Genomic DNA, 20489 nt, shown 5'->3' on the forward strand with positions numbered 1-20489 from the left:
GATGCGACGGATGATTCAAGCGGCGGGTTCGGCGCGTGGCGTGAAGGGCGGCGGCTCGATGATCGCGGCCGCCGCGGCATTGCTCGCGTTGGCCGGATGCGTGCCCTCGGGCTTCCTGCCGTCGCTGTCGCTGCGTGCGCCTGCCGACGATGCACTCGTGCATACCGCCGGCCCGGGCGCGAACGGCGCATGGCCGGCGCCCGACTGGGTGAAGCAGTTGCAGGACCCGCAGCTCGACGATCTGGTCGCCGAGGCGTCGCAGCACAACCCCGATCTGCAGGTCGCGCAGGCGCGGTTGCGGATCGCGCAGGCGCAGCTTCAGCAGTTCGATTCGCTGACCGGTTTGACCGGCACGGCCGGCGCGACGATCAGCCGGGCACGGATGCCGAAGCCCGGCGACATTGCCGACGTGACGGCCGGCGGCTATCGCGTGCCGGTGCAGATTTTTGGCGATCCGAACGTATCGCCGTCGTCGATCTTCGTCGGGCTGAACTACCAGCTCGACCTGTGGGGCAAGAACCGCGCGGCGACGAAGAGCCTGATGTCGCTGCGCGACGCGGCCGGCGTCGAGGCCGAGCAGGTGCGGCTCACGCTCGCCGTCGCGATCGTCACCGTGTATTGCCAGCTCGACCAGGCGTACGCGGTGCGCGACCTGTTGCAGCAGAAGCTGAAGATCAGCCAGCGCGTGACGGCCGTGCTGCGCGAGCGCACTGCGCGCGGCCTCGACAATGCGTACGACGCGAGCGATGCGTCGATCAAGCGCAGCCGCCTGCTCGAACAGATCGCGCTGAACGACGAGCAGATCAAGCTCGCGCAACTGCAACTCGGCGTGCTGTCGGGCCGCGGCCCGGAGCGCGGGCTCGCGCTGCAGCGGCCGCGCGTCGGCGCGTTCGCGGGCGGCGCCGTGCCGGCCCGGCTGCCGGCCGATCTGCTCGGCCGCCGGCCCGACATCGTCGCCGCGCGGCTGCGGGTCGAGGCCGCGTTCGCGAATGCCGACTCGACGCGTGCGCAGTTCTATCCGGACGTGAATCTCGTCGCGCTCGGCGGTGTGTTCGCACTGACGCCCGCATCGCTGTTCTCGCGCGATTCGCTCGCGGGCTCCGTCGGCCCCGCGATCTCGCTGCCGATCTTCGATCGCGGCCGCTTGAAGGCGAAGCTCGGCGCGGACGTCGCGCAGGCCGACGTCGCGATCGGGCTGTACAACAAGACCGTCGACGACGCGCTCGGGCAGGTCGCGCAACTCGTCACGTCGCTGCAGACGTCGCAGACGCTCGTCGCGCAGCAGCAGGATGCGGTCGCGGCCGCGCAGAAGATCGTGCAGATCGCGGCGGATCGGCATCGGCGCGGCGTGCTGATGCAGAAGGACGTCGATGTCGCGGATCTCACGCTGATCGACGAGCGCGCGCAGATGATCGCGCTGCTCGGCAAGCAGCGGACGCTGCGGGTGGGGCTGATCGGCGCGCTGGGCGGCGGGTTCGATGCGGGCGCAACGGTCGCGCAAGCGCAGACGCCGGCCGGGCAGCGGGCGCGGAGTGGGGCGGCCAGGCGCGGGGCGGCAACGGCCGTGGCTGCCGCGGGCGCCGTGGCCGCGAATCGGGCGACGGCTGGCCCGTCTAACGATGCACGCGCAGGCAGCACGGCAGTGCCGCCGGCTGCTACCGCGACGAGCAACGTGCCCGCGTCTACATCGGCACGACGCGACGACATGGCGCGCCCGTCGACGATCGGTGCGACCCGCCCCGACGTGACGCCGCGCGGCAACCCCGTTCTCGCACGCACGGCCTCGGAGAGCCCGACGCGCGATTCGTCGCCGATGCCCGCGATTCCCGTCTTCCAGCACGATCGTCTGATCGTTACGCAAAGCGACTGATGCACCACGACAACCTCCATTCCGCCGCGCCGCCGGCCGCACTGAACGACCCGGCGCTCGACGCGCGCCGCGCGACGCGCCGCAAGCGCTTCACCGTGTTTTTCGCGATCGTGCTGCTGGCCGCGATCGCATGGATCGCCTACTGGCTGCTGAGCGACCGCTATTACGAAGACACCGACGATGCATACGTCGCGGGCAGCATCGTGCAGGTCGCCGCGCAGATCCCGGGCGCCGTGACCGACGTGGTGGTCGCCGATACGCAAGCCGTGCGCGCCGGGCAGACGCTCGTGCGGCTCGACGACACCGAGGCATCCGTCGCGTTCGCGCAGGCGAAGGCGCAGCTCGCGCAGGCCGTGCGCCAGGTCGCGAACGCGAGGATCTCGAACACGATGTACGTCGAGGCCGTGAATGCGCGCCGCGCCGACCTGTCGCTGGCGCAGCGCGCGCTCGCCGCGCGTTCGGGCGCATCGGTCGAGATCGTCGCGCCGGAAGAACTGGCGCGGGCCCGCGCGGCGGTGGCCGGCGCGCAGGCGAACCTCGCGGCCGCGCAGGCGCAGCTCGACGCGGCGCGCGCGCTCGGCAGCAAGCTGCCCGTCGACGAAAACCCGGCCGTCGTGCAGGCGGCCGCGCAATTCAAGCTCGCATACCGGAACCTGAAGCGCACGACGATCGTCGCGCCCGTCGACGGCACGATCGGGCAGCGCTCGGTACAGGTCGGCCAGCAGGTCGGGCCCGGCGTGCCGCTGATGTCGATCGTGCAGCTCAACCGGCTGTGGGTCGAGGCGAATTTCAAGGAAGGGCAGATCCGCCACATGCGCGTCGGGCAGCCGGTCGAGGTCGTGTCGGATCTGTACGGCTCGCGCATCGCCTATCGCGGCCGCGTGCAGGGCTTCTCGGCCGGCACGGGCAGCGCGTTCTCGATGCTGCCGTCGCAGAACGCGGCCGGCAACTGGATCAAGGTCGTGCAGCGCGTGCCGGTGGTGATCGCGCTCGATCCGCGCGACGTCGCCGCGCATCCGCTGCGCGTCGGGCTGTCGATGCGCGCGACGGTCGACACGCACGACCGCAACGGCCACGCGCTCGACAGCGAGCCGCCGACGCCGGCCGTCAGCACGCGCGTGCACGACGGCGTCGCGAGCGACGCGGAAGCGGCCGCCGCCGCGATCATCCGCGAGAATCAGGGCGGGTAAGCGCCGGGCCGCCAAGGCAGGGCCGGCCGCAAGGGCCGGTCCGACCCCCGGTAGATTCCCGCCCGACTTTCGTATTTCCGCCATCGATGTCGGCGTCGATCAAACGCATGTCGCGTTTGAGACATCGGCGCCCCTGCCTCCCGGACTACTCTCGAACAGCACGTTGCGCGTGCGCCGCATGGCGCCGGCGCGCCGCGGCGCCATCCAACGAGACATGGAGACAATACGATGAGCAGCAATCGAGGTGTCGTCTATCTTGGGCCGGGCCAGGTCGAAGTCCAGAAAATCGATTATCCGAAGATGGTCGACCCGAGCGGCCGCGCGATCGGCCACGGCGTGATCCTGAAAGTGGTCAGCACGAACATCTGCGGCTCCGACCAGCACATGGTGCGCGGCCGCACCACTGCACCGGTCGGCCTCGTGCTCGGTCACGAGATCACCGGCGAAGTGGTCGAAGTGGGCCGTGACGTCGAGACGCTGAAGCTCGGCGATCTCGTGTCGGTGCCGTTCAACGTCGCGTGCGGCCGCTGCGCGATGTGCAAGGACACGCATACCGGCGTGTGCCTGAACGTGAACCCGTCGCGTGCCGGCGGCGCGTACGGCTACGTCGACATGGGCGGCTGGATCGGCGGTCAGGCCGAGTACGTGCTCGTGCCGTATGCCGATTTCAACCTGCTGAAATTCCCGGATCGCGACCAGGCGATGGCGAAGATCCGCGACCTGACCTGCCTGTCCGACATCCTGCCGACCGGTTATCACGGCGCGGTGAGCGCTGGCGTGAAGCCCGGTTCGACGGTTTATATCGCGGGCGCGGGCCCGGTCGGGATGGCGGCGGCCGCGTCGGCGCGCCTGCTCGGCGCGGCGGTGACGATCGTCGGCGACATGAACGCGGAACGCCTCGCGCATGCGCGGGCGATGGGCTTCGAGACGGTCGACCTGTCGAAGGACGCGTCGCTCGGCGAGCAGATCGAGCAGATCCTCGGCGTGCCCGAGATCGATTGCGCGGTCGACTGCGTCGGCTTCGAGGCGCACGGCCACGGCTCGTCGGGCCATTCGGAGGAAGCGCCCGCGACGGTGCTGAACTCGCTGATGGAAATCACGCGCCCGGCCGGCGCGATCGGCATCCCGGGCCTGTACGTGACGGACGATCCGGGCGCGAAGGACAAGGCCGCGCAGCACGGCAGCCTGAGCATCCGCTTCGGCCTCGGCTGGGCGAAGTCGCATTCGTTCTTCACGGGCCAGACGCCGGTGCTGAAGTACAACCGCAACCTGATGCAGGCGATCCTGTTCGACCGGCTGCCGATCGCGAAGATCGTCAACGTCGAAGTGATCTCGCTCGACCAGGCGCCGGAAGGCTACAAGAAGTTCGACGGCGGTGCGCCGCGCAAATTCGTCATCGACCCGCACGGGTTGCTGGCGGCGTGATGCACTAGCGTTCGACACGCGCGACGCGTGACGCGAGAACGGGCGGCTCCGGAAACGGGCCGCCCGTTTTTCGTTGCGAGCGCGTTCAGTGGCCGCGATAAAGCTTCGCGAGTTCGGCGTTGCTGGCGGCGGTGCGGCGTGTACGCCCGGTGTGCAGGCTGACGCGGCGGATCGCGCGTGCGGGGCGATGGGCGGTGTCGCGGCTGCCTTTCCAGTCGGCCACGCGGACTGCGCCGGCGCGCGTCCGGTCGGGCGTGCGCACCGACGGCGCGGCTTGTGCAACCGCTATCGGGCGCGTAGGTTTGCCGGCGAGCGGGGCGCTCGGTGGCGGATTGGCCGCCACTTGCGTTTGATCAGGCGAATGAAACGGGTAGACGGGTGCCGGCACGACCGGCAGCAACGGATCGTTCGATGCCTGCAGCATGGTTTCGGTCGCGACGGCGGCCGGCGCAGCGGTGCCGCGACAAACGGGATCGGCCTTGCAGGTCTGGTCGACCATCACGTAGCCGCCGACCAGCAGCACGAGCGTGAGGATACTCAGGAGCGGTGCGCTCGATGCGCGCGGCCGCTGGAAAGCCGCGTTGCGCAGCGCGCGGGCGACGCGCGACGACCACGTATGGAACGATCGCGGCGCATGCACGGCACGCGCGTCGGCCGGCGTGTGGCGAATCGGCTCGAACGGCCAGTTCCACCGACCGCAGACGGGGCAATGCTCGAGCGCGCGGAACGCGACGAAACCGCATTCGCGGCAGCGGCAGCACGTCGCGTGCCGCGATTCGGCGCGTGCATTCAGCACGGCACGCCAGGCATCGCGCGCGCGGACACTCCGGTTGGGCAGGACGCGCATCGTCAGCGACCGACGGATGCCATCGTGGGGCTACACATCGGCGGTCGTTCGCATTCGGTGTTCATGTGATTCTCCATAACATCGGACGCGTGGAACCCGTTCGTCCGCGTCTGCCTGCCGCTTCATTCTTGGTCGTCCGTGCGCGAAACGCAAGGTGCATGTCGCGCGTTGCGTGGCGCACATTTCGTGCCGCCGGTTTCGTGCTAGCCGCCGTGCCGCTGCCGGGCCGCGAGCGTGCCGAGCGTCTCCAGCGCGCGCTCGACGGCCGGGGTCCACGGCCGCCCGTAGTTGAGCCGCAAATAGCGGCGAAAACCGCCGGTCGCGGAGAAGATCGGTCCCGGTGCAATGCTCACACCGTTCTCCATCGCATCGTCGAACAAGTGCATCGCATCCATGTGCGGCGGCAGTTCGATCCACAGAAAATACCCGCCGCGCGGCGCGAACACTTCGGTATCCGTCGGAAAATACGCGCGCACGGCCGACAGCATTTGCGCCTGGTGCGCGGCGAGATTGCGTCGCAGCTTGCGCAGGAACCGGTCGTATGCGCCGTCGCGCAGGTAGCTCGATATCGCCATCTGCGCGGGTACGTCGGCGGCCGGCGCGCTCGTGCCTTTGGCCTCGCGGATCTGCCGCACGAAGCGGCCGGCCGCGACCCAGCCGATCCGGAACCCGGGCGCGAGACATTTCGAGAACGATCCGCAATGCAGGACGAGCCCGCTGTCGTCATACAGTTTCGCGGGCCGCGTGGGCGCAGTGCCGAACTGCAGTTCGCCATATACGTCGTCCTCGATCAGCGGCACGCCGCGCGACGCGAGCAGGTCGATCAGCGCGCGCTTGCGCTCGTCGGTCAGCGTCGCGCCGGTCGGGTTGTGGAATGACGTCATGAACCAGCACGCGCGTACCGGATGCGTGTCGAGCGCCTCGGCGAGCGCGTCGAGGTCGAGGCCCGTGCGCGGGTCGACCGGAATCTCGACGGCCTTCAGATGCAGGCACTGGACGGCCTGCAGCACCGCGTGGAAGGCCGGCCGTTCGATCGCGACGATGTCGCCCGGGCGCGTCAGCGCCTGCAAGCTGAGCGTCAGCGCTTCGGTCGCGCCCGTCGTGATGACGATTTCCTCCAGCGGCAGCGACGCGCCCGCGTTCAGGTAGCGCAACGCGATCTGGCGGCGCAGTGCTTCATTGCCGGGCGGCAAGCCTTCGAGCAGTTTCGTGCGGTCCATGTGGCGGGCGGCCGACGCCACCTGACGCCACAGGCTGCTCATCGGGAACAGCGAATAGCTCGCGAATGCCGAGCCGAGCGGCACGATGTCGTCGCATTTGAGCGAGTCGAGCAGGCGGAACAGCACATCGTCATCGCCGGTTTGCGCGGCGTCGTTCTGCGCGGCGTCGTTCTGCGCGGCGCCCGGCTTGCGCGGCGGATCGCGGCCGAACCGCACGTGCTTGTCCGCGACGTTCGCCACGAAATAACCCGAGCGCGCCCGCGCGACGATCAGGCCCTCGCTTTCGAGCGCGTAGTACGCACGAAACACCGTGGACGGGCTCACCCGATACGCGCGGCATGCAGCGCGCACGGTAGGGATGCGCGCGCCGGCCGCCAGGTCGCCGCGCCGGATCGCGTCGGCGATCGTCTGCGCCAGCACCGCATAGCGCTTCATGCATGTCCCCCGGCCGTTGTGCCCTGATGACAAAGAGTAGTACGGCAGCCGTCACGTGCAAGCGCGCCCCAAATCGCTGATCCGTATGTTTTATCGGCGCTCTGATCCTGTTCTTTCGTCTGACGAACGGGCATCCTCCCGCAAGCTTTGTTCCCGCTGTCCGACCGATACGGAATTCACGCAGCCCGACCGCGAATCCGTGACGTCCGCGCGTGTCGCGCGAGTCCTTTTTTGCGGCGTCCTTACCTTACCCGGAAGTATCCAGCGTGAAACTGAATACCCTCGTCGCGGGCCTCGTGGCCGGCATCGCCCTCAACCTGTTCAGCGGAGTGGCCGCCGCAGCCTGCGTCAACAATCCCGCCGCCCAGCCGAACGCGACGTTCCCCGCCGCGCTGACCGGCAAGCTCGTCTACCACAGCTACGTCAAGTACGGCGACGGCACGAGCCAGCTGTTCCTGTACGATTTCTCGGCCCATACGCTGACGCAGCTCAGCAAGAGCGCGTGGGGCATCACCGATCCGATGAACGGTGTGTTCAGCCCCGACGGCAAGTGGCTCGCGTTCATGGGCATCAGCAACGGCGCATGGAACGTGTTCATGCTGCAGCTCGGCGCCGGTACGCCGCCCGTCAACATGACGAACAGCACGGGCGCCACGCGCAACGAAGACCCGAAGTTCAGCACGGACGGCAAGACGCTCGTGTTCAAGCAAAACGGCGACGTGAAGCAGGCGACGCTGTCGTACACGAGCGCGGGCCCGGTGTTCACGTCGGTCGTGAGCCTGACGAATGCGCCGGCCGGCGCCGAATACTCGATGCCGTTCCTCGCACCGGACGCGAGCGCCGTGTACTACGCGACCGGCACCGGCTCGAACATGGGGCTGATGAAGCGCACGATCGCCACCGGCGCGACCGCCGTGTTCGATCGTCCGGCCGGGCTGCAGACGTACTACCCGACCGTGCGTGCGGACGGCATGGTGTACTACGCGCGCTGGAAGGACAGCGGCGGGGCCGACCAGATCTATGCGAAGACGGCCGACCCGGCCTCGACGCCGAGCGCGCTGGCGCTCAACGACTGCATGAGCAACAACTCGGACCCGGCACCCGTCAGTGGTACGAATTACCTGTTTTTCTCGTCGACGACGGCGGGCGGTTATCAGCTCTATGTCGGCGACGTGACGACCGGTCAGCGCTGGAGCCTGTCGCAGTTCGGCGTGAATGCCGACGCGACGAAGGCGAAGCTCGGGGCGAACTACTACGGCGGTCCTGCCGCGGCTCGTACGCTGCTGTCGCAGGGGCGGCCGGCCGCGGCGTCGGCGAGCTACAACGCGTCGCTCACGGCGGACAAGGCATTCGACGGCAACACGACGGGCACGCGCTGGGATTCGCCGGAAGGCGCGGGCGTCGATCCGCAATGGATCTCGGTCGATCTCGGTGCGACGAAGACCATCAGCAGCATCGATCTGTACTGGGATGCGGGCGCGCTCGTCTACCAGATCCAGACGTCGAACGACAACGTGAACTGGACGACGATCTACTCGACGAGCAACGGCGTGTCGTACAGCCATGTTACGTTGCCGAACCTGAACGGGCACGGGCGCTACGTGCGGATGCTCGGCACGAAGCGGGCGACGCAGTGGGGGTATTCGCTCTATGAAATGCAGGTGTGGGGATCGTAAGCGCAAACGGAAAGCGGCCTTCGAGGCCGCTTTTTTGCATCAGGTACTGCCCGCCTCACGCATGCAGCACACGCGCCGGAAACGCCGGCGCAGCACTCGCCGCACCCTGCGCGAGCGGCGCGACCTGCTTGCGGCGTTCGCGCGTCGGCGCGACGCCGAACGCATCGCGATAGCTCTTGCTGAAGTGGCATGCCGACTGGAAGCCGCATGCCATCGTGATGTGCATGATCGACATGTCGGTCTGCAGCAGCAGCTCGCGTGCACGGCGCAGCCGCAGCGTCAGGTAGTAGTGCGTCGGTGTCATCCCGAGATGCTCGCGGAACAGGCGCTGCAATTGCCGCTGCGACATGTTCGCGAGCCGCGCGAGTTCCTCGCGCGACAGCGGTTCCTCGATGTTGTTCTCCATCAGCGAGATCACTTCGAACAGCGACTTGTTCGCCGAGCCGAGGCGAGCAACAAGCGGCATGCGCTGCTGCGCGCTCGTGTCGCGTACGTGTTCGACGATGAACTGCTCGGCGATCTGCGTGACGCGCGCGGTGCCGACGCGCGCGGCGATCAGGTTCAGCATCATGTCGAGCGGTGCGACGCCGCCCGTGCACGTGATGCGGTCGCGATCGATCACGAACAGTTCCTTCAGGAAGCGCGTGTCCGGAAACTCTTCCTTCAGCGCCGACATGTTCTCCCAGTGGATCGCGCACGCGTAGCCCGCGAGCAGCCCCGATTTCGCGAGGGCATAGGTGCCCGTGCACAGGCTGCCGAGCGGGATGCCCGAGCGCGCGAAGCGGCGCAGGGTCGACAGATGGGCGGGCGTGGTCGCGCGCTGTACGTCGACGCCGCCGCACACGAACACGATGTCGGGCTGCCCCGCGCATTCGGCCGGGCCCGTGTCGACCGTGAGGCCGTTGCTCGCCGTGACCGGGCCGCCGTCCGGGCTGATTACCGACCAGCGGTAGAGCGGCTGGCCGCTCAGGTAGTTCGCCATCCGAAGCACCTCGATCGCATTGGTGAACGCGATCATCGTGAAGTTCGGTAACGGCATGAACGCGAAGTGGGACAGCGACGCTGTGCGGTCGGGCGACATGGGGAGCGTTCCTTGAATCTCTAATAGCTTTTGGCCCGGGGCACGGATCGGGCTGCGGTATTGTGTGAGCGAGTGCAACAAGCGTGCCATACGGCTAAACCCTAGCTCCATACGTTGTCTGGGCATCGGGCCGTTGTTGCGCTGCACCGTATCCGGGAGACGCCGCACGCGAACGTGCGGCAAACGCACTGCCGGTGTGCGTGTCCATAGGTGAATCAACGACACCGTTTTGGGCGGTCGCCCCGAAAAGCACGACCGGTCACTTGTACAAAACGGACGTGCATGGCGGAAAAGGCAAAGAACGCGTCTAAATTCATCAATCCGCCGAAAATCCGAACGACAAGAATAGAGCCGTCGGCAGCCTTGCACTGGAAGCGTGGGAAACCCAGGCACGGCGGGCCTTGAGCTTCGGTTGCAGCCCTTTATTCTTCGTCACGGACGCCCTATGTCGAACACCCAGCCTTTCTTCTCGCAGCCCCTTGCCGAGCGCGACGCGCCGGTGCGCAGCGCCATCCTGAAGGAACTCGAGCGTCAGCAGTCGCAGGTCGAGCTGATCGCGTCGGAAAACATCGTGTCGCGCGCCGTGCTCGAGGCGCAGGGCTCGGTACTGACCAACAAGTACGCGGAAGGCTATCCCGGCAAGCGCTACTACGGCGGCTGCGAATTCGCCGATGAAGTCGAGGCGCTCGCGATCGACCGTGTGAAGCAGATCTTCAACGCCGGCTATGCGAACGTGCAGCCGCACTCGGGCGCGCAGGCGAACGGCTCGGTGATGCTCGCGCTGGCGAAGCCGGGCGACACGGTGCTCGGCATGTCGCTGGATGCCGGCGGCCACCTGACGCACGGCGCGAAGCCGGCGCTGTCGGGCAAGTGGTTCAATGCCGTGCAGTACGGCGTGAACCGCGACACGCTGCGCATCGACTACGACCAGGTCGAGGCCCTTGCCCACGAGCACAAGCCGAACCTCATCATCGCCGGCTTCTCGGCATACCCGCGCGCGCTCGACTTTGCACGCTTTCGCGCGATCGCCGACAGCGTCGGCGCGAAGCTGATGGTCGACATGGCGCACATCGCGGGCGTGATCGCTGCGGGCCGCCATGCGAACCCGGTCGAACACGCGCACGTCGTCACGTCGACCACGCACAAGACGCTGCGCGGCCCGCGCGGCGGCTTCGTGCTGACCAACGACGAGGAGATCGCGAAGAAGATCAACTCGGCCGTGTTCCCCGGCCTGCAGGGCGGCCCGCTGATGCACGTGATCGCCGGCAAGGCCGTCGCGTTCGGCGAAGTGCTGCACGCGGACTTCAAGACCTACATCGACAACGTGCTCGCGAACGCGCAGGCGCTCGGCGAAGTGCTGAAGGCCGGCGGCGTCGATCTCGTCACGGGCGGCACCGACAACCACCTGCTGCTGGTCGACCTGCGCCCGAAGGGCCTGAAGGGCGCGCCGGTCGAGCAGGCGCTGGAACGCGCGGGCATCACCTGCAACAAGAACGGCATCCCGTTCGACACCGAGAAGCCGACCGTCACGTCGGGCATCCGTCTCGGCACGCCGGCCGGCACGACGCGCGGTTTCGGCGTCGCGGAGTTCCGTGAAGTCGGCCGCCTGATCCTCGAAGTGTTCGACGCACTGCGGGCGAACCCGGAAGGCGACCCCGCAACCGAACAGCGCGTGCGCCGCGAGATCTTCGCGCTCTGCGAGCGCTTCCCGATCTATTGATCGACCCCACAAGAACAGTCACACGAGCGAGAGCAGATATGAGCACGCTGCATCAGGACAGCATCATCATCGACGGACTGAACATCTCGAAGTTCGAGAAGCCGGTGTTCGAGGACATGCGAAAGGGCGGTATCACGGCCGCGAACTGCACGGTGTCGGTGTGGGAGAACTTCACCAAGACCGTCGACAACATCGGCGTGATGAAGAAGAAGATCCGCGACAACGGCGAGCTGCTGACGCTCGTGCGCACGACGGACGACATCTTCCGCGCGAAGAAGGAAGGCAAGACCGGGATCATCCTCGGCTTCCAGAACGCGCATGCGTTCGAGGACAACCTCGGCTACATCGAAGCGTTCGCCGACATGGGCGTGCGCGTCGTGCAGCTCTGCTACAACACGCAGAACCTGGTCGGTACCGGCTGCTACGAACGCGACGGCGGGTTGTCGGACTTCGGCCGCGAAGTGATCACCGAGATGAACCGCGTCGGCATCATGGTCGACCTGTCGCATGTGGGCGGCAACACGTCGTCGGAAGCGATCGCGTTCTCGAAGAAGCCGGTGTGTTACTCGCACTGCCTGCCGTCGGGCCTGAAGGAACATCCGCGCAACAAGAGCGACGCGCAGCTGAAGGAGATCGCCGATGCGGGCGGCTTCGTCGGCGTGACGATGTTCGCGCCGTTCCTGAAGCGCGGCATCGAAGCGAACATCGACGACTACATCGAGGCGATCGACTACGTCGTGAACCTGATCGGCGAAGACGCGGTCGGCATCGGCACGGACTTCACGCAGGATTTCGCGAAGGAATTCTTCGACATGCTGACGCATGACAAGGGCCGTTATCGCCAACTGACGAACTTCGGCAAGGTGATCAACCCGGACGGCATCCGCACGATCGGCGAATTCCCGAACCTGACCGCCGCGATGGAGCGCCACGGCTGGAGCGAGTCGCGCATCCGCAAGATCATGGGCGAGAACTGGGTGCGTGTGTTCAAGGACGTGTGGGGCGCGTAAGCCCTCACCGAGCCGAACCGCTCCCTTCGTTTCAACATAAAAAAATCGGGACGTGCCCGCGCAAGCAGCGTGGGCGCGCGGACGATGTCGCGCCGGCGCACCGAGCCGCGCGGCCAATTTCCTCACGGAGTCACCACGATGCAACCGCAACTGCCGATCAACGTCGATCCCGATACCGGCGTCTGGACCACCGACGCGCTGCCGATGCTGTACGTGCCGCGCCACTTCTTCACGAACAACCACGTTGCCGTCGAGGAAGCGCTCGGCGTCGAAGCGTATGCCGAGATCCTCTACAAGGCCGGCTACAAATCCGCCTACCACTGGTGCGACAAGGAAGCGAAGCAGCACGGCATCACCGGCATGGCCGTGTTCGAGCATTACCTGAAGCGCCTGTCGCAACGCGGCTGGGGCCTGTTCTCGATTATCGAGGCCGATCCGGCGAGCGCACGCGCGAAGATCGAGCTGCGCCACTCGTCGTTCGTGCTCCAGCAACCGGGCAAGGAAGGCAAGCTCTGCTACATGTTCGCGGGCTGGTTCGCGGGCGCGATGGACTGGGTCAACGACACGACGCCGGAAGGCAAGGGCGCGCCGCGTGCGTACTCGAAGGAAGTGCAGTGCGCGGCCGAGCATCACGACCACTGCGTCTTCGAAGTGTCGCCGATCGCGCACTGATGCACTGACGCATTGATTCACTGAAGCAGAACAACACCCGCAACACGAGACATTCGAACGCCAGAGGTCGCCAGCGATGCGTTATCCCCACCTGTTCAAACCCATGCAGCTGAACCAGCTGACGCTGCGCAACCGGATCGTCAGCACCGCGCACGCGGAGGTGTACGCCGAGCCGGGCGGCCTGCCGGGCGACCGCTATATCCGCTACTACGAAGAAAAGGCGAAGGGTGGCGTCGGCCTGGCCATCTGCGGCGGGTCGAGCCCGGTGTCGATCGACAGCCCGCAAGGCTGGTGGAAATCGGTGAACCTGTCGACCGACAAGATCATCGATCCGCTCACGCGTCTGGCCGACACGATGCACAAGCACGGCGCGAAGATCATGATCCAGGCGACGCACATGGGCCGCCGCTCGTCGTTTCACGGCGAGCACTGGCCGCACCTGATGTCGCCGTCGGGCGTGCGCGAGCCCGTGCACCGCGGCAACGCGAAGATCATCGAGATCGAGGAAATTCGCCGCATCATCGGCGATTTCGCGGCGGCCGCGAAGCGCGTGAAGGCGGCGGGCATGGACGGCATCGAAATCTCCGCCGCGCACCAGCACCTGATCGACCAGTTCTGGAGCAAGCGTTCGAACCACCGCACCGACGAATGGGGCGGCAGCCTCGAAAACCGCCTGCGCTTCGGCATCGAAGTGCTGACGGCCGTGCGCGAGGCGGTCGGCAAGGATTTCTGCGTCGGCCTGCGCATGTGCGGCGACGAATTCCACGAGGACGGCCTCGATCACGAAGCGCTGAAGGAAATCGCGCAGGCGATGTCGGAGACGGGCCTGATCGACTACCTGAGCGTGGTCGGCTCGGGCGGCGATACGCACAACACGATCGCCAACTGCATGCCGCCGATGGCGTTGCCGCCGGAGCCGTTCGTGCACCTCGCGGCCGGCATCAAGTCGGTCGTGAAGATTCCGGTGATGCACGCGCAGAGCATCCGCGATGCGGGCCAGGCCGAGCGCCTGCTCGCGAACGGGATGATCGACCTGGTCGGCATGACGCGCGCGCAGATCGCCGATCCGCACATGGTGATCAAGATCCGCGACGGCCGCGAGGACGAAATCAAGCAGTGCGTCGGCGCGAACTACTGCATCGACCGCCAGTACAACGGCCTCGACGTGCTGTGCATCCAGAACGCGGCGACGTCGCGCGAAGCGACGATGCCGCACATCATCGAGAAGTCGCGCGGCCCGAAGCGCAAGGTCGTGGTGGTCGGTGCCGGCCCTGCGGGCCTCGAGGCCGCGCGTGTCGCGAAGCTGCGCGGCCACGACGTCGTGCTGTTCGAGAAGAACGCGGAAGTGGGCGGCCAGGTGATGATCGCCGCGAAGGCGCCGCAGCGCGAGCAGATGTCGGGGATCATCCGCTGGTTCGACATGGAAACGAAGCGTCTGGGTGTCGACCGGCGCCTCGGCGTGGCCGCCGACGAGAAGATGATCATGGCCGAGAAGCCGGACATCGTCGTGCTCGCGACGGGCGGGTCGAGCTTCACGTGGCAGGTGCCGGCGTGGGGCGTCGCCGAAGGTCTCGCCGTCAGCGCGTGGGACATCCTGACCGGCAAGGTCGAGCCGAAGCAGAACGTGCTGCTGTTCGACGGCGTGAGCACCCATGCGGGCGCGGGCGTGGCCGACTTCATGGCGAGCCGCGGCTCGAAGGTCGAGGTCGTCACGCCGGACGTGAAGGTGGCCGACGATTGCGGCGGCACGACGTTCCCGATCTTCTATCGCCGCCTGTACGCGTTCGGCGTGATTCCGACGCCGAACACGATGCTCGATCGCGTCTATGAAGAGAACGGCAAGATGATCGCCGTGCTGCGCAACGAGTACACGGAAGAACTGGAAGAGCGCGCGGTCGACCAGGTCGTGATCGAGAACGGCTCGTCGCCGAACGACGAGCTGTACTGGAAGCTCAAGCCGGAATCGGTGAACCGCGGCCAGATCGATCCGCACACGCTGTTCGCGGCCGAGCCGCAACCGTGCCTGTCGGAAGAACTCGGCAACGGCCGTTTCCTGCTGTTCCGTGTCGGCGACTGCATCTCGATGCACAACGTCCATGGTGCGATCTACGACTCGCTGCGTCTCGTGAAGGATTTCTAAAAGATGAACCTGTCCTTCCTCATTACCGCCCTGTTGTGGCTGTCGGTGGCGGGGCTCGCGTTCGCGGTCGCGAAGCGCTCGTCCTACTGGCGTCTGGGCCGCGCCACGGCGCCCGGCTCGTTCGGCGTCGCGAACCTGTTCGCGATTCCGAAGCGTTATTTCGTCGACCTGCACCACGTGGTCGCCCGCGATCCGTACATCGCGAAGACCCACGTCGCGACCGCCGGCGGCGCGATCGGCGCGCTCGCGCTGGTGTTCGTCAACTACGGCCTCGCGATCTACTCGCCGTGGCTCGACAAGCTGATCTTCCTCGCGGCGCTCGCGATGCTGGTCGGCGCGGTGTTCGTGTGGCGTCGACGTGCAGCCAAGGACGTGCCGGCGCGCCTGTCGCGCGGCCCGTGGAACACGCTGCCCTGGCTGCTCGGTTCGTTCGCGCTCGGCCTCGTGCTGTTCATGCTGGTGCCGACCGGCGCGATGTCGGGTGCGTTCGCGGTGCTCTGCGCGCTGCTGATCGGCGTCGGCGCGTTCACGATGACGGTCGGCGCCGCGAAGGGCGGCCCGATGAAGCATGCGATCGCCGGGCTGCTGCATCTCGCGTTCCACCCGCGCCAGGAGCGTTTCGCGGCCACGCGCGAATCGTTCACCGGCAACGGCACGGCCACGCCGCCAACCGCACTGAAGCTGCCGGACATCGAGCATCAGGAGTACGGCGTCGCGAAGCCGGTCGAATTCCGCTGGAACCAGTTGCTGAGCTTCGACGCATGCGTGCAGTGCGGCAAGTGCGAGGCCGCGTGCCCCGCGTTCGCGTCGGGCCAGCCGCTGAATCCGAAGAAGCTGATCCAGGATCTCGTGGTCGGGATGGCCGGCGGCTCCGATGCGGCCTACGCGGGCAGCCCGTCGCCGGGCATCCCGGTCGGCCAGCATCGCGGCGAACCGAACGGCCCGATCGTGTCGGGCCTGATCGAGGAACAGACGCTGTGGTCGTGCACCACCTGCCGCGCGTGCGTGCAGGAGTGCCCGATGCTGATCGAACACGTCGACGCGATCGTCGACATGCGCCGCAACCGCACGCTCGTGCACGGCACGGTGCCGGGCAAGGGCCAGGAAGTGCTCGCGAACCTGCGCGAGACGGGCACGATGGGCGGCTACGACACGGCCGCGCGCTACGACTGGTCGGTCGACCTGAGCGCGCCGGTCGCGCAGCCGGGCAAGCCGGTCGACGTGCTGTTCGTCGCGGGCGAAGGTGCGTTCGACATGCGTTACCAGCGCACGCTGCGTGCGTTCGTGAAGGTGCTGAACAAGGCGGGCGTCGACTATGCGGTGCTCGGCTCGACCGAGACCGACACGGGCGACGTCGCGCGCCGGCTCGGCGACGAAGCGACGTTCCAGCAGATGGCGAAGCGCCTGATCGGCACGCTCGGCACGCTGTCGTACCAGCAGATCGTGACGGCCGACCCGCACGTGATGCACAGCCTGCGCAACGAATACCGCGCGCTCGGGCTGTGTGTGACGGTCAAGCATCACACGACCTATCTGGCCGAACTGGCCGACAGCGGCAAGATCGCGCCGAAGGCCGTCGAGGCGCTGCAGGAGAAGCGCACGACCTACCACGATCCCTGCTACCTCGGCCGCTACAACGGCGAAACGGAAGCGCCGCGCAAGCTGCTGAAGACGATCGGCATCCAGGTCGTCGAGATGGAGCGCAACGGCATGCGCGGCCGCTGCTGCGGCGGTGGCGGCGGTGCGCCGCTGACCGACGTCCCCGGCAAGCAGCGCATCCCGGACATCCGCATCGCCGACGCGCGCACGATCGGCGCGGACGTCGTCGCGGTGGCTTGCCCGAATTGCACGGCCATGCTCGAAGGCGTCGTGGGCCCGCGCCCCGACGTGCTCGACGTCGCCGAACTCGTCGCCGCCTCGCTGGAGTGAATCGATGAATACGATCAAACGAATCGATCCGCGCCGGCCGTTCATCATCACGGCCGCCGGCCTGAAGCGCATCACGCTCGGTGAGGAAGGCAGCGCCGATGCGAACGCCGCGCAATGGTCCGCGCATGGTCATGGCGCCGCGGCCGCGAAGCCGCGCCGCGCGCTGCAGGACCCGAAGCACGTGATGCTGGTGGTCGCGCACAGCGAACGCGGCGCGCTCGACGACCATTCACGGCAGGCGATCGCCGCCGCCGCCGTGCTCGCCGATGCGCAGACGGAAGTCGCGCTGCTGGCATTCGGCGAACTGAAGGATGACGTCGCGGAACTCGGCGTCGACAAGCTGATCGAGCTGGCCGGCTTCGATCGCCGTGCGTTCGATCCCGAAAGCGAACTGCAAGCATTGCAGGCCTGCGTGGCCGCACTCGCACCGAAACACGTGTTCGTGCCCGACAACGCGACGGGCGACGGCGATCTCGGCCGGCGTTACGCGGCGGCCGCCGGCGCGAGCGTCGCGACCCACGTCGTCGAGATCGACGCGAAGCATGTGGGCGCGTATGCGCACGCGGGGCGTGCGTTCGCGACCCGTGCGCTGCCCGACGTGATCCTGCTCGCGCAGAACGCGGTGGACGCGAAGCTGCCGTTCGTCGGCGCGGGCGAACGCCTGGCCGCCGATTTCATCCGCCCGGCGCATGACGCCGCGCAGCCGTACCGCGATCTCGGGCTCGACGAAATCGACGCGGCCCAGGTCGCGCTCGAGGAAGCCGATTTCATCGTGTCGGCCGGCAACGGCGTGTCCGACATCGGCGCGTTCGAGCGGCTCGCCAGCGTGTTCGGCGCGGCGATCGGCGCAAGCCGTGTCGCGGTCGACAACGGCCACTTCACGCGCGACAAGCAGGTCGGCGCGACCGGCAAGACGGTCGAGGCAAGCGTGTACATCGCGTTCGGCATCTCGGGCGCGGTGCAGCATTTGCAGGGGATCAAGGACTGCCGCCACGTGATCGCGGTCAACCTCGACGGCAGCGCGCCGATCGCGAAGCGCGCGAACCTGACGGTAGTCGGCGACGCGCAGGCGACGATCGCCGCGCTGATCGAACAGGTCCAGGCCGCGCGGGCCGCGCGCGGCGAATCGCCGGCCGCGGCCGGTACCCGTGAACCCGAAGGAGTCGCCGCATGAACGCCCCTCGTCCCTTGCAACGCATCGCGGTGCTCGTGTCCGTCGGCCGGCACCCGGTCAGCGGCGTCGCGCGCTACAGCCGCAACGACGCGGCCGCGCTCGAAACCGGCCGGCAGCTCGCCGAGCAGCATCGCGCGACGCTCGACGTGATCCACGCGGGCGACCCCGCGAATTCGGCGCTGGCCGAGTATCTCGCGCTCGGTGCGCGGGAGGTCGAGGTGCTGGCCTGCCGCGACGGCGATGATGCCGTGCACGCGCTCGCCGCGCGCGTCGAAGGCTACGACCTCGTGCTGACCGGCACGCGCGCCGAGGGCGCGTACGACACCGGGATGCTGCCGTACCGCGTCGCCGCGGCACTCGGCTATCCGCTCGTCGGCTCGGCCGTCGACGTGACGGTCGAGGGCGGCCGTGCGGCGGTCCGGCAATTTTTGCCGAAAGGGCTGCGGCGGCGTGTCGACGCGGCGCTGCCGGCCGTCGTCGCCGTCCATCCGCTCGCGGGTGTCGAGCCGCGCTATGCGTATGCGCGGCTGCGCGCCGGCGCGATCCGGCCGGCGCTCGCGGCGCCCGGTGCGGACGCCGACGCCACCGCGTGGACGGTCGGCCCGGTCGAGCGTAAACCCGTAAAACTGGTCGCCGCCGAGAAGCGCTCCGGGCATGCCCGGATGCTGTCCGCGACGACGACCGAAAGCCGTGGCGGCAACGTCGTAAATGAAGGGAGTTCGGTCGAAAAAGCACAAGTGATCCTCGCGTATTTGCGCGAGCATCAGCTCATCGACTACTGATTTTGATGCCTGTCGGCAAGAAACCCAGGGATGCAAGGAATCCGGAGCAAACGATGAAAGTATCGGCAGACATTCGTGCATTGATCGAGCGGCGCAAGGAAGGGCACAGCCTCGACGCACCGTTCTACACGAGCGAGGACATCTTCGCGCTCGACATGGAGGCGATTTTCCGCCAGCACTGGATCCAGGTGGCGATCGAACCGGACATTCCCGAGCCGGGCGATTACGTGACGGTGCAGCTGGGCAACGATTCGATCCTGATCGTGCGCGACGACGACATGGCGATCCGCGCGTTCCACAACGTGTGCCGTCACCGCGGCGCGCGTCTGTGCAACGAAGATAAAGGTTCGGTCGGCAACATCGTGTGCCCGTACCACAGCTGGACCTACAACCTGACGGGCCAGCTGATGTTCGCGGAGCACATGGGCGAGAAGTTCGACCGTTGCAAGCACAGCCTGAAGACGGTGCACGTCGAGAATCTCGCGGGCCTGATCTTCATCTGCCTCGCCGACGAGCCGCCGGTCGATTTCGCGCAGATGCGCGCCGAGATGGAGCCGTACCTGCTGCCGCACGACCTGCCGAACACCAAGATCGCCGCGCAGATCGACATCATCGAGGAAGGCAACTGGAAGCTCACGATGGAGAACAACCGCGAGTGCTATCACTGCGTCGCGAACCATCCGGAGCTGACGATCTCGCTGTACGAATACGGCTTCGGCTACCAGCGTTCCGACGCGAACGCCGAGGGCATGGACGCGTTCGCCGAAACCTGCGTGCGGCGCGGCAAGGAGTGGGCCGAGATGGGCCTGCCGTCCGCCGAAATCGAAAAGCTGCTCGACGTGACGGGTTTCCGCACGCAGCGTCTGCCGCTCGACCGTCACGGCGAATCGCAGACGCTCGATGCGAAGGTCGCGTCGAAGAAGCTGCTCGGCGGCTTCGACAAGGCGGACCTCGGCGGGCTGTCGTTCTGGACGCAGCCGAACTCGTGGCACCACTTCATGAGCGATCACATCGTGACGTTCTCGGTGATTCCGCTGTCGGCCGGCAAGACGCTCGTGCGCACGAAGTGGCTCGTGCACAAGGACGCGAAGGAAGGCATCGACTACGACGTGAAGAACCTCACGGCCGTGTGGAACGCGACCAACGACCAGGATCGCGCGCTCGTCGAATTCTCGCAGCGCGGCGCGAACAGCAGCGCGTACGAGCCGGGCCCGTATTCGCCGTACACGGAAGGTCTCGTCGAAAAATTCTCGGCCTGGTACATCGGCCGGCTCGCCGAAAAAACCGGCGCGTAGTATCCAGCAGCGTATAAGCGGAG

The 20489-nt window shown here is 67.3% G+C and carries 15 protein-coding genes; 12 read left to right on the plus strand and 3 right to left on the minus strand.

Features of this window, described 5'->3' with window-relative positions:
- Position 1 precedes the first annotated feature (1 nt).
- The 3 genes from BLS50_RS27805 (at position 2) to fdhA (ending at position 4485) form a co-directional block, all read left to right on the plus strand.
- Complete coding sequence (locus BLS50_RS27805) at positions 2-1870, plus strand: efflux transporter outer membrane subunit (RefSeq protein ID WP_176934313.1); 1869 nt, start codon at positions 2-4, stop codon at positions 1868-1870.
- Positions 1870-3060, plus strand: coding sequence for an HlyD family secretion protein (locus BLS50_RS27810; RefSeq protein ID WP_074805738.1), 1191 nt, complete (start codon positions 1870-1872; stop codon positions 3058-3060). Before BLS50_RS27805 ends, BLS50_RS27810 begins: the two co-directional genes overlap by 1 nt.
- A 228-nt stretch (positions 3061-3288) precedes the next feature.
- Complete coding sequence (gene fdhA / locus BLS50_RS27820) at positions 3289-4485, plus strand: formaldehyde dehydrogenase, glutathione-independent (RefSeq protein WP_011547090.1); 1197 nt, start codon at positions 3289-3291, stop codon at positions 4483-4485.
- Between the two features lie 85 nt (positions 4486-4570).
- Here the strand turns inward: fdhA and BLS50_RS27825 are convergent, their stop codons facing one another.
- Positions 4571-5332, minus strand: a complete 762-nt coding sequence (locus BLS50_RS27825) for a hypothetical protein (protein ID WP_074805740.1) — start codon at positions 5330-5332, stop codon at positions 4571-4573.
- A 203-nt stretch (positions 5333-5535) separates the two neighbouring features.
- Positions 5536-6987 (minus strand): aminotransferase-like domain-containing protein, encoded by a 1452-nt coding sequence (locus BLS50_RS27830; protein ID WP_074805742.1) that lies wholly within the window; start codon positions 6985-6987, stop codon positions 5536-5538.
- Between the two features lie 266 nt (positions 6988-7253).
- Here BLS50_RS27830 and BLS50_RS27835 point away from each other — a divergent pair, with 266 nt between their 5' ends.
- Complete coding sequence (locus BLS50_RS27835; protein WP_074805746.1) at positions 7254-8663, plus strand: discoidin domain-containing protein; 1410 nt, start codon at positions 7254-7256, stop codon at positions 8661-8663.
- Positions 8664-8718: 55 nt separating this feature from the next.
- Here the strand turns inward: BLS50_RS27835 and BLS50_RS27840 are convergent, their stop codons facing one another.
- Positions 8719-9834: a GlxA family transcriptional regulator gene (locus tag BLS50_RS27840; RefSeq protein ID WP_077179390.1), complete on the minus strand. Its 1116-nt coding sequence runs from the start codon at positions 9832-9834 to the stop codon at positions 8719-8721.
- Positions 9835-10189: 355 nt separating this feature from the next.
- On the opposite strand from BLS50_RS27840, the gene BLS50_RS27845 reads away from it, so the two are divergent.
- From BLS50_RS27845 to BLS50_RS27880, 8 genes are all read left to right on the plus strand, one after another.
- Positions 10190-11464 (plus strand): serine hydroxymethyltransferase, encoded by a 1275-nt coding sequence (locus BLS50_RS27845; RefSeq protein ID WP_023475628.1) that lies wholly within the window; start codon positions 10190-10192, stop codon positions 11462-11464.
- Positions 11465-11502: 38 nt separating this feature from the next.
- On the plus strand, positions 11503-12474 hold the full coding sequence (locus tag BLS50_RS27850) for a dipeptidase (protein ID WP_006480656.1): 972 nt from the start codon (positions 11503-11505) through the stop codon (positions 12472-12474).
- Positions 12475-12612: 138 nt separating this feature from the next.
- Positions 12613-13146 carry a DUF5943 domain-containing protein gene (locus BLS50_RS27855; protein ID WP_006480657.1) on the plus strand — a complete coding sequence of 178 codons (534 nt, stop codon included), beginning with the start codon at positions 12613-12615 and terminating at the stop codon, positions 13144-13146.
- Between the two features lie 76 nt (positions 13147-13222).
- Positions 13223-15286 carry an NADH:flavin oxidoreductase gene (locus tag BLS50_RS27860; protein WP_012339534.1) on the plus strand — a complete coding sequence of 688 codons (2064 nt, stop codon included), beginning with the start codon at positions 13223-13225 and terminating at the stop codon, positions 15284-15286.
- 3 nt (positions 15287-15289) lie between these two features.
- The gene (locus tag BLS50_RS27865) at positions 15290-17215 is read left to right on the plus strand and encodes a (Fe-S)-binding protein (protein ID WP_074805752.1); all 1926 of its coding nucleotides are present in this window, start codon (positions 15290-15292) and stop codon (positions 17213-17215) included.
- A gap of 4 nt (positions 17216-17219) precedes the next feature.
- Entirely contained in the window at positions 17220-18389 is a 1170-nt protein-coding gene (locus BLS50_RS27870; protein WP_074805755.1) for an electron transfer flavoprotein subunit alpha/FixB family protein, read from the plus strand.
- Positions 18386-19171 carry a drug:proton antiporter gene (locus tag BLS50_RS27875; RefSeq protein ID WP_011547100.1) on the plus strand — a complete coding sequence of 262 codons (786 nt, stop codon included), beginning with the start codon at positions 18386-18388 and terminating at the stop codon, positions 19169-19171. The genes BLS50_RS27870 and BLS50_RS27875 overlap by 4 nt, the downstream gene beginning before the upstream one ends.
- A gap of 53 nt (positions 19172-19224) precedes the next feature.
- Positions 19225-20466: an aromatic ring-hydroxylating oxygenase subunit alpha gene (locus tag BLS50_RS27880; protein WP_074805759.1), complete on the plus strand. Its 1242-nt coding sequence runs from the start codon at positions 19225-19227 to the stop codon at positions 20464-20466.
- The last annotated feature ends 23 nt before the right edge of the window (positions 20467-20489 follow it).

Origin of the sequence: Burkholderia orbicola, assembly GCF_900100915.1 — a bacterium.
Lineage (GTDB): Bacteria > Pseudomonadota > Gammaproteobacteria > Burkholderiales > Burkholderiaceae > Burkholderia > Burkholderia orbicola.